This window comes from Paenibacillus sp. M-152 (genome assembly GCF_003856555.1).
In the GTDB taxonomy this organism is placed as follows: domain Bacteria; phylum Bacillota; class Bacilli; order Paenibacillales; family Paenibacillaceae; genus Paenibacillus; species Paenibacillus polymyxa_C.
Genome location: NZ_CP034141.1, coordinates 1,748,474 through 1,761,849, shown reverse-complemented (window position 1 = coordinate 1,761,849; position 13,376 = coordinate 1,748,474). Strand labels below are relative to the sequence as shown.

The following is a 13,376-nucleotide window of genomic DNA, read 5'->3' as shown; positions in this document are numbered from 1 at the left end:
CTGCTGCATATTACGCCAGGGTTGCTACTTCCAAACGTAGTGTATTTATATCTACCTGCTGTACCACCTGTGCAAAGTCATCATGAGCTGCACAGACAGCCATTTTATAATCTGGGTCTAGCTCATACTGCTTAAAATGACAATACACCGTAGTAAAGCCCTCTGTCGTGAAACCTATAGACGGTTGTGTTTCCAACTCGAATGAAAAAGACTTTAACGGAAGCGTTAGCCCCTGTCCTTCGGCCTTCACAAAACTTTCCTTAAGCGTCCAAAGATCGTAAAAATAGGATAAACGACTCTCTGCATCCTGATGCATTAATGCATCATACTCTGTGTCCGAGAAGCACACCCTGCCTACTTCAAAATCAATAGGACGGAGCTGTTCAATGTCAATACCAAGCGGATGATCATCGATAGCGCATACTACCCATTTTCCCGAATGGGAAACATTAAAATGAAATGCCGGCGCATTCAACAAGGAGGGCTTGCCAAAAGCATTGTATGTAAACTGAAGGCTGGCATTCGGTATTTTTAATTGTCGACAAGCCAACCATCTTAACAACACATCAGCGTATAACCCCCTCAAAGCGTCTTCCCGATGTAAAAAACGATCCAACTTGTGCTGTTTTGCCAGCGAAACCCGATTTACCAGTAATTCGTAATGATTCTCAGCCTCTGGCTTGCTCGTATCAATCGCGTATATTTCCATGGTCGCCTCCCGTATATCCTAATGAATATAATACGTTTGTACACTCACTATTCGATTGAAGTCTGTCAAATTTGGATGGCGCTTGCCATATACATGGTCAATATACTACTCTAGCACTTTCAATTCAATATGGATACAATTGGGATAGGCAGCTCTTCAAAGCTACTTCTATAGAATTTACTAATGAAAGCGCTTTAAAATAACACATACAGAGGAGGACGAAACGATGAAATATGATTTTGCCCGCTTGCTGTGTATTATGCTCACTATTTTGCTTTCGTTAAGCATTTTTCAGATGTTCTCACCTAAGATTGCTTCAGCTACTTCAGCGAATGTAGTAAATGGAATTCAGTTTAAAGATACAGATGGAAACGTGGTCCATGCCCATGGGGGCGGAATGATCAAAGTGGACGGTTATTATTATTGGTTTGGTGAAAACCGTAATCCGAATGGAACGTTCAAGGCGGTATCCGCTTATCGTTCCTCGGATTTAAAAAACTGGGAGTTTCGTAAAAACGTGCTGACCAGCAGCTCGGCCGTAGAGCTGAATGTATCGAATATTGAACGTCCGAAAGTAATTTATAATGAAAAAACACGCAAATACGTATTATGGATGCACAAGGAAAACGGGATTAATTACAACGAAGCCCGAGTGGCAGTTGCCTCATCTGATACCGTAGACGGCGATTATACGTATCAGGGCAGCTTCCGTCCGCTGGATTATGATTCACGTGATATGACTGTATACAACGATAACGGTACTGCATACCTGATATCGGCTACCCGTGTAAACGCGGATCTGAACATTTATCGTCTAACACCGGATTTTCTTCAAGTTGAATCGCTGGTAACTACACTCTGGCCAGGACAATATCGTGAAGCGCCGGCGATGTTCAAAAAAGGAGACGTCTACTTCCTGATTACATCCGGGGCAACTGGCTGGAATCCCAATCAGGCCAAGTATGCTACTGCGTCCAGCATTGAAGGAACCTGGAGCAATACGATGAACTTCGGGGACGGGACGACTTACGGTTCACAGTCGGCCTACGTCATTCCTGTTGAAGGTACGCAGACGACCTCATATCTGTATTTGGGCGACCGTTGGGCTGGGGCGTGGAGCGGTCCTGTGCAGGATTCGCAATATGTGTGGTTGCCACTGCGTTTTCCAACTGCAACTTCATTGGCCATGGATTGGTTCGACAGCATTAACGTTGATACCGCCAGTGGTGTGGTTGAGGGCATAACTACGCCGATGGTCATCGACCCGGATGCTTATTATCAGCTGGTAAGTCGCAAGAGCAACAAGCCGCTAGGCATCATTGGCAATGCGACGATAGACGGAGCAGATCTAGAGCAGCGTGCGAATTCCGGAGCACCAAGCCAGCAATGGCAGCTTAAGGATGCAGGCGGCGGATACTATAAAATTGTGAATCGGAACAGCGGGAAGCTGATTGGTGTTGAAAGCGGTGCTACAGCGGACGGCGCAGTGATCGAACAGTGGAATGATGGAGGCTGGTCCAGCCAGCATTGGCAGCTCGTATCCGTAACCGGGGGCTATTACAAGCTGAAAAATCGGGCAACTGGCAAGCTGATCGACATTTCCGAAGGCGCCACTGGCGATGGAGCCAAAGCCATTCAATGGGGCGATAATGGCGGGACGAATCAGCATTTCCGTGTAGTTAAAGTGGAATAGCTCAAATCCTTACCAAAAGGAGCCGTCATCCGAACAGATCTTAGTGATCGTAACGGAAAAACGGCTCCTTTTTACGCAAAAACGTAAGATGGGTGATGTCTAGTACACTACACTTCCCACGGAAAATCTGTCGTCAGAAAACTGGCCAGTTGCTTGCTTTCTTCCCTCCGCTGACGCCGTATGGCTGCGCGCGATGGAGCTGTCTGGTGTAATTGTATTTGCTCCTCTGTTTCCGGAATCACCTGTGGGACGGTCACTTTACGATTGTTCTCGTCCAATGCCACAAAGGTCAGGAAGGCGGTGGCTGCAATTTTGCGGTCGCCTGTCATTAATCCTTCGCGAATCACTTTTACGAATACCTCCATCGAGCTGCGGCCTGTCCAAGTTACGAACGCTTCCAGCGTGACAGAATCGCTCGGGTGGATAGGCAGCAAAAAATCCACCGAATCTGTAGAGGCTGTAACTGTGTTCGTACGGCACAGCTTGGCGGCAGCAATAGATGCGATATCGTCGATATACGACATCAATCGGCCTCCGAAGAGCGTGTTATGATTGTTGATATCATTGGGAAATACTCGGGACGTCTTAAAGCAGTAGGTTTCTCGGATGTACTTGCTTTCCATGGGTTCTTTCCTCTCTTTTCCTCGTTGCTCTCTTTTTATATCTCAGGATTTTGTAGAATCCTGTGTCGAAGTCTGTTGTAGACTATGTTAATCATCCCACTAATCCGCATAATAAATCAATACATAAAAATCGGCATCCTCATCCGAATCATTACGATAGGTATGAAAATCAGATCCTTGAAATTGTACGGCGTCCCCTGCACTCAGTTTGAGCTGTTGCCCCTGCATTTCAAAGTACATTTCCCCACGGATCATGAGAATCGTTTCCTCTCCCAGATGCTCTTCTGCCTTGTGTGTAAAGCCTGGCTTCAGACTTACCGTGAATACCTCGAACTTCTTTTCCGAGTGATACGGGAAGACAGGGTAAACAAAATAGTTACCGCCCTCATCAATAACTGGATGCAAATCTGCTCTCCGAATCTTCGTGATTTGCGGCGGGTCTTCTTTAAGAAAGGTCGAGAAGGATACGTGCAAGCCGTTCGCAATCTTCCAAAGCGTGGTTACCGTAGGATTGGATCTCCCCTTCTCAATTTGAGCCAACATCCCTTTGCTAACCCCTGTCAGTTCAGCCACCTTATCCAAACTAAGTCCTCTAGTCTTCCTGATTTGAGCCAAATTAGAACCAATAATATATTGCATTGAATCCACCGAATTATACCTCCTCATATCCAAAAGTCTATATATGAAGAATACACAAAAGTACCCGCTGTAGCTACAATTTACTCTATTATGGTCAGGTTCCTCGTTTACTTCAACATGTCAATTAAAACATTGACATTGAATATAAATGTCCTTAAACTTCACTTATTAAAATGTTTTTCAAAACTATTGTAATATCTTGAAAGGGGTTGCTATCCTATGTCTTTTCCGTCCCTGAACACCCAACAGGTGAGAAAATCAACGTTAACTATCTAGGAGGGACTAAATTTGAATCCGCAAACCCGCAAGTCCCGCCACATGTACACGATGCAGCTGGCGACAATTTTTATTGGCTTTATTGTATTTGGTATCTCGGAAAATATTAAAGGCCCTGCCATTCCACGCATTCAATTCGACTTCAATCTGGATGAACAGCAGCTCGGAACATTGTTGTCTCTAAACGCACTTGGGTATTTGATTGCCTGCTCGTTCACCGCCGTCCTTGTCCGTAAGTGGGGAATCAAGGCGGTCAGCATTATTTCCTTTGCTTCCATGATCATCTCGGGAGTGTTCATTTATCTGTCGCAGACGTATCCATTCTTCGCCTCGTCCTACTTCTTGATGTATATCGGGAACGGCATGCTGGAGATTGCACTCGCAATTTTGGGGGCGAGGATTTTTGTAAAAAATACCGGCACGATGATGAATTTGTCCCACTTTTTCTATGGGCTTAGCTCAACAGTCGCCCCTTTGCTGGCGACGGGAGTCATGTCACTGACGGTATTTGGACATACGCTGGACTGGCGAGGGATGTATCTGGCTATGTTGTCGCTCTGTCTGCTGCCGATTGTGGCCGCGCTGCTCAGCACCTTCCCGGGAGACGATCTGCAGCATGAGGAACGGACCTCACTCAAGACCCTAACCCGCGATCCGGCACTCTGGATGATGGTAATGATCCTGTCGTTTGGAGTAGTCTCCGAGCTCGCAGTTGGAGGCTGGCTAGTTAACTTTTTAGAGAAAGCGTATTCATGGAGTACAGTAAAGGCGTCCAGCATGCTCTCCGCGTTCTTTCTTACCTTCTCGTTGGGGCGCCTGTTGCTTGGTCCGCTCACAGACCGAATGGGGTTTGTGCTTTCGACGATTTTATTCTCCGCCTTCTCAGCGATATGTACGTTCGCAGCAATCGCAGGTGGGGAGAGACTGGCGTTTCTCTTTGCCGCATCGGGTGCAGGCATTGCAATGATCTATCCGACCGTGATGGCGTTCATTGCACGGAGATATCCTAAGGACAGTGATACAGCTATTACGTTCGTCGTCACGCTGATGGGCATAGGTAGTGTCATTGGCAACTATGTGATCGGCTGGGTAATCGAAGGGGTCAAGATAGTCTACGGTGCAACCACTGAGCTTGGCATACTGCGCGGGCTTCAGGCGGGATATGGAGTTATTGGCCTATGCGCAGCCATCTGCGCGGTCTCGGGAATTATTCTCTACGGATATCTGAAAAAACGGCAGGAGCTTATATAAGCCACCACTTTAGGGTTGTCCCATAAGTCATGAACTGACTGGGGCGCCCTTTTTTTACGAACTCCCCGCTCAGTCAAAACAGTCCTTGTATGAACACATCCGAGCTGCTTTGACTACTCATCAGCTTTTGTCCGTTTGCCATTTTGAAGGGCTCAAGGCAATTCTCCTGTAGTCTACTTTATTAGACTGTTTCTGATTAGAAGAGTGTGGCCGAAAGTGTACAATAAGACTACGTGTTCGCTATAGGAGATATTCAATATAACATACAAACGTATAATATATTGATGCTTTGCAACTTCCGTTATATACTATTATAAAATTTATACACTGGGGGTAAGGTTGAAATGTCCATAGCTTCGGAGTTGAGTGGAACAAAGCGCGATTCACTCAGCTTTTTACAAGGGGTTAAAGATTGTATTCCTACACTGCTTGGTTATGTATGTATTGGATTCGCGGCAGGCATTGTGGGCGCTTCATCAGGGGTTAGCACCATGGAAATTGGTCTGATGTCAGCGCTTGTATACGCAGGCGCCTCCCAGTTTATTATGTGCTCGATGCTGGCTGCAGCCAGTCCTCCATCTGTCATTATTTTAACGACATTTATTGTGAATGCCCGCCACCTGCTGTTAAGTGCGTCATTGGCTCCTTACTTTTCTAAATATTCACTGCGGAAAAACATAGGCATCGGTATCCTTTTAACGGATGAATCCTTTGGGGTAGCGTCGGATAAATTGGCTAAAGGCGGGCAGGTCAGTGACCGCTGGATGAACGGACTTAATATTACAGCTTATCTCGCTTGGATTGCTTCCTGTGTGGCTGGTGGAGTGCTCGGGGATTGGATTTCCCAGCCGGAAGCTTTTGGTCTGGACTTTGCCTTACCTGCAATGTTTCTGGCCCTACTCATTTCCCAGCTCCAAAGTGTCCAGACCTCCAAACTCAAGCATCGCCTGCTGCTTGTGCTATGTATGGCCGTTCTAATGTACCTTTTATCCTGGTGGGTGCCATCACATATCGCCGTCATTGTAGCGACCATGATCACCGCAACGATTGGAGTGTTAACCGACAATGAATATTAATCCCAATGTGCTATATATCATTATCGGTGCGATGATTGTCACAGCCATCCCAAGGATCATTCCCTTTGTCGTGCTGCAAAAACTGACGCTACCCAAGCCCGTGTTGCAGTGGCTGTCCTACATCCCCATTTGCATTTTCACGGCACTGGTCATGGAAAATCTGCTCGTACGAACCGAAATCTCGGTCACTCTTAATGGGCAAGTGCTTATAGCGGTCCTTCCTACGCTGGTGACCGCTTTGTGGAGTAAAAATTTGCTGGCTACTGTGCTTGTCGGTATTGTGAGTATGGCTGTAGTTCGACTTTTGTGGATGGGGTAGAAATTGGTGCACAAAGGCGACCACTTTGGCTTTCCCACCATTGCTCTATCCTCTCCGCTGCTTTAAGCCAGATGAGATTCTACCTTCTCCTAAAAAAAGGAGAAGTCATTATTGATTATGTGGTCAATGCAGCCATCAAACACAAAGCAGCGATTCTACAATACCGAGAGAATTGCTGCTTTGTGGCCCCCTACCTCTGTTCTTTTTATTATTCCCCGTCGTTCTTCCTAATGGAGACAACATATTTTCCTCCCTAAAGTCACTTTCACGTTATGAAAGGTAAGATGAAACTGGTAGCCTAATCTTTCAGAGTACACTCCATCCTTAACCAAGGTTCTCCATTCTTTTTTTACATTTTTTACTTTCATTATAAAAGCAAACGGGCAGAATTTAAATCGAGTTCCATCACATATCGTACATCCCCGTGAATATACTTAATAACCAACAAGGCCAAACTGTGCCGTGTATCCACTTGGGGGGTGCCTAACAATGACGGAACCACGCCAGCCATATTCATTCGTCGTATCCCGCGAAGATTGGTCGCTGCATCGCAAAGGGTACCAGGACCAGCAACGCCATCAGCAGAAGGTCAAAGATGTCATTAAGCAAAATCTACCCGATCTGATTACGGAAGAAAATATTATAATGTCGGACGGTCAACAGATTATCAAAGTGCCCATTCGCAGTCTGGATGAATATCGCTTCATTTATAACTACCAAAAGCAAAAGCATGTAGGCCAAGGGGATGGCGACAGTCAGGTGGGAGATGTCATCGGACGTGATCCTGCTTCCCAAAAGCCAGGTAAAGGTGAGAAAGCAGGCGACCAACCGGGACACGATATTATGGAAACAGAAGTCAGCATAGAAGAACTCGAAGATATGCTGTTTGAGGAAATGGAATTACCGCATTTGCAGCAAAAAGATAAGGATCAAATTGAGGTTGAATCTATCGTATTCAATGATATACGCAAAAAAGGCATGCAAGCGAACATTGACAAGAAACGAACGATTCTCGAAAATCTGCGCCGTAACGCGCGTGAGGGGAATCCGGGCATTCATCATATTAGTCCGGACGATCTTCGCTACAAAACATGGGAAGAGAAGACCATTCCCCAATCCAATGCGGTAATTATCGCTATGATGGACACCTCAGGCAGTATGGGATCTTTTGAAAAATATTGCGCCCGCAGCTTCTTTTTCTGGATGACCCGCTTTTTGCGTCGCCAATATGAAAAGGTGGAAATTGTTTTTCTTGCGCATCATACCGAAGCCAAGGAGGTTACGGAGGAAGAATTTTTTACTCGCGGTGAAAGTGGCGGCACAATCTGCTCTTCTGCCTATTTGAAAGCATTGGAGATTATCGACAAGCGCTATCCTCCTTCGACTTATAATATTTATCCCTTCCATTTCTCCGATGGCGATAACCTAAGCTCAGACAATGAACGGTGTGTGAAACTAATCGAGGAGCTTATGAAGCGCAGCAATATGTTCGGCTATGGAGAAGTGAACCAATATAATCGCAGCAGTACGCTGATGTCAGCCTACAAGAATATTAAAACGGATCAGTTTATGTACTATGTCATCAAGGAAAAAGGTGAGGTATACCAAGCCTTACGTACCTTTTTTCGCAAACGGGAAGGGGGGACGGTAGGATGAGCACCGATCAGAAAGAGCTTGAGTACGCGATATCAGAAATTATGGAGATTGCAGATGGATTCGGGCTCGACTACTACCCGATGCGGTATGAGATTTGTCCGGCGGATATTGTATACACATTCGGGGCGTATGGTATGCCCACGCGCTTCAGCCACTGGAGTTTCGGAAAAACATTTCACAAGATGAAAATGCAGTACGATTTTGGATTGAGTAAAATCTATGAGCTGGTCATTAACTCCAATCCCTGCTACGCTTTCCTGCTAGATGGAAATTCTTTGGTGCAAAATAAACTGATTGTCGCCCATGTACTGGCACACTGCGATTTTTTTAAACACAACGCCCGCTTCTCGGCCTCCAACCGCAATATGGTAGAGAGCATGTCTGCCACCGCAGAACGGATCAGCAGCTATGAAATGGAGTACGGCTCAAAGGCCGTGGAATCCTTCATTGACTCTGTACTGGCGATTCAGGAACATGTAGACCCACAGCTCATCAAACCAAGGCATCTGGATAAACAACGCTACATGGAACTCAAAATCAAGGAGCAAAAAGAACCTAAAAAACACCAGCGTCCCATCGGACCTTACGATGATCTGTGGTCACTGGACACAGTAAAGCAGCATGATTCAGCCGAGGCCGAGGGTATTAAGGTACGCCAGTTCCCACCGGAACCTGAAAAAGATATTGTCTGGTTTATTCAGGAATTTTCCGAGGTATTGGAGGACTGGCAGCGGGACATCATGACGATGCTGCGGGACGAAATGCTGTATTTCTGGCCCCAAATGGAGACCAAAATCATGAATGAAGGCTGGGCCTCCTATTGGCATCAACGGATTGTCAGAGAACTGGATTTGACTGGGGATGAAACCGTTGAATTTGCCATGCTGAACGCCTCCGTTGTGCAGCCTTCCAAGCAAAGCTTGAATCCATATTATTTGGGATTGAAAATATTTGAAGATATTGAAAAGCGATGGGATAACCCGACCCGCGAGGAGCAAGAGCGCCAAGGACGCAAACCGGGCGAAGGTCGAGCTAAAATGTTCGAGGTGCGAGAGTTTGATTCGGATACCTCCTTTATACGCAATTACATGACCAAGCAACTAACGGAGGATTTGGATCTGTACGTGTTTGAAAAACGGGGACCGGATTGGAAAATTACCGATAAATCCTGGGAAAACATACGGGACCAGCTTGTGTTCTCACGTGTAAATGGAGGCTCCCCTTATATCGTTGTTGAAGACGGAGATTATCTGCATACAGGCGAGTTAAAGCTCAAGCACCAGTATGAAGGCATTGAACTGGATTTAAAATATATGGAGCGTACGCTTCCGTATGTATATCAGCTATGGGGGCGCACCGTTCATTTGGAAACAATGATTGAAGGTAAGCTCGCCTTATTTTCATATGACGGTAAGAAACATCATCGCAAATTTGTATAGTGATACACAATCGAATAACCAGCCTAATTAAAAAAGGTGCATTCCGAAGAAGGAAATGCGCCTTTTTTTACTGCTTTTTCTTAAATTCGACGATGTAGCTCTGATTCAGTTGTTTTCCACCTTCCGAAATGTTCTGGTACATGGATAAAAACCGGGCGGAAGGGCTCCACACTGTTGGACTGTCATAGGACTGGATATCGGTCGTAACGGGAGTGGTTTTACCCGTGGATTGGTCAAACACATACAACCCTCTCATACCTTGCTGATCCTCATCATAAATGGAAAAAGCAAGCTTGGACCCGTCGCTGGACCAGCTTCCACGACTCATTAAAGTCCCTTGACCCACGATCCCTTTCTCTTTGCCTTGTTCATCCAAAATGATCATACGAGCAGGTTCGGATGTATTCCATTTCCGCTTTTCAATGGCAATAGATTTACCATCAAGCGACACGGCAAAAGACATGGCCCCCTCTGCAATGGTCACAGCTTGAGGATGATTGAGAGTGAACCGATTCAGCACCGGATACCCTTGTTTATCATTGCCTGTATAAAATATGGCGTTACCCACTTTTTCGACATGAGCAATTAATTCTGAGTGATTTGGATCTTGAAAACTCAATTCTTCAGCTTTGCCGTCCAGTCCAATCAGATGTATCTTACCGTCTGGTGTACCTGTAATGAGATGATCCCTATCGCCCCAGCTCACTTCGTTAGTCATGTCCAGCTGGCCAACCGATGTAACCTTGCCGCTGCTTAGCTCTAAGATATAGCCCTGAATATCATACTTGCTGCTGGTGCTGCCCTCCGTAAAAAAGACATGGCGCTGATCCGGAGAAACCACAGCAAGTAACTGTAGAGCCTTACGACCTGGTGTTAAAACTCGTTCCTTATTGGTCTTTACATTATGAATCCATAACTGATTCTGACGTTCCACAATCAGCTCTTCATCACTCAGCCATGACCTCGCGTAGACATCCCCCAGCCTGTCAATGGACTGTACCACCAGTTCGTCCGATACTTGCTGCCGAGCTGCCTCCATGTCAATCACAGTAAGCTTTTGCCCCGGTTTCATACCGGATGTTGGAATTGTCTCTCCTGCGCTTTTTATGCCGCAGCCGCCGAGCAATCCTCCAGCGATCAAGCCAGTCATGAGCAATCCTGTGACTTTGTGTCTGAAAAAGCGTGCATAGGGATGTTTGAGACGAGGAAAGCCGTTCTTTTGCCCGTGGCTGTCTAGGTTTTTCTTCATCATGTACAACGGCCTCCTTGTTAACGTTACCCCCAGCTTAATGCCTGAACATCTCGTGAATACATCGAATTGTTTCCAAATTGTAAATAAGACAACATTTCCAGTTCTATAGCTATCGAGCGGTCCAACTACTGGAAGCCATCGTGAACCAACAGGGGTAGCCTGAGCGAAAATTCATTGCCACTTGCACCTGAATGACCATTGCCATTTTCCAACCCGGTTTCGTCTGAAGCTGTGAGCTGCAACTCTCCACCCATGCGCTCCGCCAGTCTGCGTGCCAGAGGCAGGCCAAGTCCCGTGCCACTGTCTTGACGAGAACGATCACGACTTAAGGTAGCAAACGGCTCAAAAATCATGTCCCATTTTTCCCGAGGAATCCATGGACCGGAATTGCGTATATACACTATCACGGTGTCCTTTTCCACTCGATTAGATAACGTAATCCAGCCTTCGTCCTGATTGTATTTTACTGCATTATCCAGCAAATTCAGCACAATATGCATCAGATGCTTAGGGTCTCCACACACCTTGGCTGGAATGGTATCCATCGAAAAATTCAGTCCACGCGCCGCAGCTTTCCCCCAGATTCGGCTACCTGCATCTTCGAGCAGCAAATGCAGCTCCACTTCCTCCGTATGTAATTCAAAATCATATTTGTCCAGCACAGATAGTCTCAGTGAATCCTCGACAAGCTCATACAACCGTTTGGTTTCCTTACCGATACTTTCTCTGGCTTCACGCACCAATTCGGGATCATCCCCATACATATCCAGCAAATCAGCGTAAGCCTGAATAGAGGTCAACGGAGTCTTCAGTTCATGGCTGATATTGCCAATAAAGGTCTTTTGCTGCTGCTCTAGCTCTCTCAAACGCCGAACCGCTTCTTCCAGCCGAAGCTTTTCATTTTCGAGCGCGGTAATACTTGCCCGGATCACATGACTCATCTGGAGCATCCCTTCATCCAGCCTTCCCAGCTCGTCCTGCCGTCGCAGCAATCTGGCTTCTGGATAGTGCCCTGCCGAGATCTGCTCAGAAGCGCGAGTCAGTCGTCCGATGTCCCTCGTCTGGCGGCTGACATAGCCTAAGCCAAGAATAAAGCTTAAGACCAGCACCGCACCTCCTGTCCATAAAAACAAGCGGGCAATGTCCTGGTAAAACTGCTGCTGTGCTTCTATTGAGCTATGAAGCTGTACCACTCCCAGCAAGCCGTCTGGACCTTGAAGCGGAGCTAGATAGGTCACTGAGCTACCTTCCGTAATATATGCAATTTTCCCTTGGAGGGCATAAGAAAGCGCCTGACTGATATCTGTTCTATAAGCCAGTGGTAGAGAATTCCCGACCTCATGTCCCCGGCCATCATATAAAATAACGCGCATATTACTGGACACACCGAGTTCCACGGCAAGTTGTGGCGCTTGCTTTTTCATGAAGTCTTCGGGTGATTGGCCAGCTCCCAACAGGTAAGACTGTTTGACGCGCATCTCCACGATTTCCGCCTGACGCTTTAAGCCGCGTTCCATTTGGTCTGTCTGATTGGCACGAATACCAGTAAGCACGAGCCAGCTCAGCACACCGACAGTAAACAGCAGTAAAGCCGCCAGGACCAGCGGAAATTTCCAGCGCAGGCTCAAGCCTGTACGCTTACGTTTGCGCTTCTGCGGGTCAGTGGACTGCAAGCTTTCTTGTGAATGGAGTGAATGATGTTCGTTCACGTCATTTTCTCCGCCTTATAGCCGATTCCATATACGGTCTGCAGCATCGACTGATGCGGTTCCAATTTTTTGCGCAAGCGCTGAATATGAATATCCACCGTCCGCGTTCCTCCCACATAATCAATGCCCCATACTTGTTCCAACAGATCGTCCCGTGTATACACCCTCCCAGTATGGGACACCAGCAGAGCCAGTACATCAAACTCCTTGGGGGTCAGATCCAATGCTTTTACTCCGAGTTCGGCCGTTCGGCTAGATGGACGCACTCGTAATGGACCCAGTATTACCTCCGTTCCTTCCGGCGCAGGTGCTCCTTCTCGTTCCAGTCTCCGTACTAATGCCTTAATACGTGCGAGCAGTTCTCTCAGGTCAAACGGCTTGCTCATAAAATCGTCTGCTCCCAGCTCCAGTCCAAGCACCTTATCGACGATATCATTTTTGGCGGTTAGCAGTAGAATACCAACGCCCTTCCGGCTTTCCAAACGGCGACACACCTCATATCCGCCCAGTTTGGGCATCATCACATCCAGTATGAGCACATCCGGGTGGAACAAACGCACTTTTTCCAATGCATCCTCTCCATCCACAGCAGTTTCCACCAAAAAACCTTCCCGCTTTAACGCATAGGCCAGTGCATTCCGAATACTCGCCTCATCGTCCGCTATCAGTATTCTTTTATCCATGTCCTTCCCTCCCTACCTCAAAAAACGTTCATGAACATATCATCGGTCATG

At 46.8% G+C, this 13,376-nt stretch carries 12 protein-coding genes; 6 read left to right on the top strand and 6 right to left on the bottom strand.

The annotated features are described in order from the left end of the window. Positions 1-10: 10 nt before the first annotated feature. Complete coding sequence (locus tag EGM68_RS07935; protein ID WP_013370179.1) at positions 11-709, bottom strand: 4'-phosphopantetheinyl transferase family protein; 699 nt, start codon at positions 707-709, stop codon at positions 11-13. A 226-nt stretch (positions 710-935) separates the two neighbouring features. On the opposite strand from EGM68_RS07935, the gene EGM68_RS07930 reads away from it, so the two are divergent. Continuing rightward, positions 936-2,402: an RICIN domain-containing protein gene (locus tag EGM68_RS07930; protein WP_013370178.1), complete on the top strand. Its 1,467-nt coding sequence runs from the start codon at positions 936-938 to the stop codon at positions 2,400-2,402. Positions 2,403-2,509: 107 nt separating this feature from the next. On the opposite strand, the gene EGM68_RS07925 is transcribed toward EGM68_RS07930, so the two are convergent. Then, complete coding sequence (locus EGM68_RS07925; RefSeq protein WP_014599583.1) at positions 2,510-3,025, bottom strand: acyl-CoA thioesterase; 516 nt, start codon at positions 3,023-3,025, stop codon at positions 2,510-2,512. Between the two features lie 99 nt (positions 3,026-3,124). Beyond that, complete coding sequence (locus EGM68_RS07920) at positions 3,125-3,673, bottom strand: helix-turn-helix domain-containing protein (protein WP_013370176.1); 549 nt, start codon at positions 3,671-3,673, stop codon at positions 3,125-3,127. A gap of 279 nt (positions 3,674-3,952) precedes the next feature. On the opposite strand from EGM68_RS07920, the gene EGM68_RS07915 reads away from it, so the two are divergent. The 5 genes from EGM68_RS07915 to EGM68_RS07895 all read left to right on the top strand — a co-directional run bounded on the left by EGM68_RS07915 (position 3,953) and on the right by EGM68_RS07895 (position 9,681). After that, positions 3,953-5,191: an MFS transporter gene (locus EGM68_RS07915; RefSeq protein ID WP_025676411.1), complete on the top strand. Its 1,239-nt coding sequence runs from the start codon at positions 3,953-3,955 to the stop codon at positions 5,189-5,191. A 344-nt stretch (positions 5,192-5,535) separates the two neighbouring features. Next, positions 5,536-6,267 (top strand): AzlC family ABC transporter permease, encoded by a 732-nt coding sequence (locus tag EGM68_RS07910; protein WP_025676410.1) that lies wholly within the window; start codon positions 5,536-5,538, stop codon positions 6,265-6,267. Continuing rightward, a complete protein-coding gene (locus EGM68_RS07905; RefSeq protein WP_058711792.1) occupies positions 6,257-6,586 on the top strand; it encodes an AzlD domain-containing protein in 330 nt (109 codons plus the stop codon). Before EGM68_RS07910 ends, EGM68_RS07905 begins: the two co-directional genes overlap by 11 nt. A 489-nt stretch (positions 6,587-7,075) precedes the next feature. After that, positions 7,076-8,242, top strand: coding sequence for a sporulation protein YhbH (yhbH, locus tag EGM68_RS07900; RefSeq protein WP_013370159.1), 1,167 nt, complete (start codon positions 7,076-7,078; stop codon positions 8,240-8,242). Beyond that, complete coding sequence (locus tag EGM68_RS07895; RefSeq protein ID WP_025676405.1) at positions 8,239-9,681, top strand: SpoVR family protein; 1,443 nt, start codon at positions 8,239-8,241, stop codon at positions 9,679-9,681. Before yhbH ends, EGM68_RS07895 begins: the two co-directional genes overlap by 4 nt. Positions 9,682-9,748: 67 nt before the next feature. On the opposite strand, the gene EGM68_RS07890 is transcribed toward EGM68_RS07895, so the two are convergent. The 3 genes from EGM68_RS07890 to EGM68_RS07880 form a co-directional block, all read right to left on the bottom strand. Then, the gene (locus EGM68_RS07890) at positions 9,749-10,933 is read right to left on the bottom strand and encodes a hypothetical protein (protein WP_058829272.1); all 1,185 of its coding nucleotides are present in this window, start codon (positions 10,931-10,933) and stop codon (positions 9,749-9,751) included. Between the two features lie 125 nt (positions 10,934-11,058). Beyond that, on the bottom strand, positions 11,059-12,642 hold the full coding sequence (locus EGM68_RS07885) for a sensor histidine kinase (protein WP_129548955.1): 1,584 nt from the start codon (positions 12,640-12,642) through the stop codon (positions 11,059-11,061). Further along, positions 12,639-13,325 carry a response regulator transcription factor gene (locus EGM68_RS07880; RefSeq protein ID WP_013370155.1) on the bottom strand — a complete coding sequence of 229 codons (687 nt, stop codon included), beginning with the start codon at positions 13,323-13,325 and terminating at the stop codon, positions 12,639-12,641. The genes EGM68_RS07885 and EGM68_RS07880 overlap by 4 nt, the downstream gene beginning before the upstream one ends. Positions 13,326-13,376: the final 51 nt, after the last annotated feature.

Coding starts and splice junctions, on each gene's coding strand:
- EGM68_RS07935 (WP_013370179.1), bottom strand. CDS start 709: ATGGAAATATACGCGATTGATACGAGCAAGCCAGAGGCTGAGAATCAT.
- EGM68_RS07930 (WP_013370178.1), top strand. CDS start 936: ATGAAATATGATTTTGCCCGCTTGCTGTGTATTATGCTCACTATTTTG.
- EGM68_RS07925 (WP_014599583.1), bottom strand. CDS start 3,025: ATGGAAAGCAAGTACATCCGAGAAACCTACTGCTTTAAGACGTCCCGA.
- EGM68_RS07910 (WP_025676410.1), top strand. CDS start 5,536: ATGTCCATAGCTTCGGAGTTGAGTGGAACAAAGCGCGATTCACTCAGC.
- EGM68_RS07905 (WP_058711792.1), top strand. CDS start 6,257: ATGAATATTAATCCCAATGTGCTATATATCATTATCGGTGCGATGATT.
- yhbH (WP_013370159.1), top strand. CDS start 7,076: ATGACGGAACCACGCCAGCCATATTCATTCGTCGTATCCCGCGAAGAT.
- EGM68_RS07895 (WP_025676405.1), top strand. CDS start 8,239: ATGAGCACCGATCAGAAAGAGCTTGAGTACGCGATATCAGAAATTATG.
- EGM68_RS07890 (WP_058829272.1), bottom strand. CDS start 10,933: ATGATGAAGAAAAACCTAGACAGCCACGGGCAAAAGAACGGCTTTCCT.
- EGM68_RS07880 (WP_013370155.1), bottom strand. CDS start 13,325: ATGGATAAAAGAATACTGATAGCGGACGATGAGGCGAGTATTCGGAAT.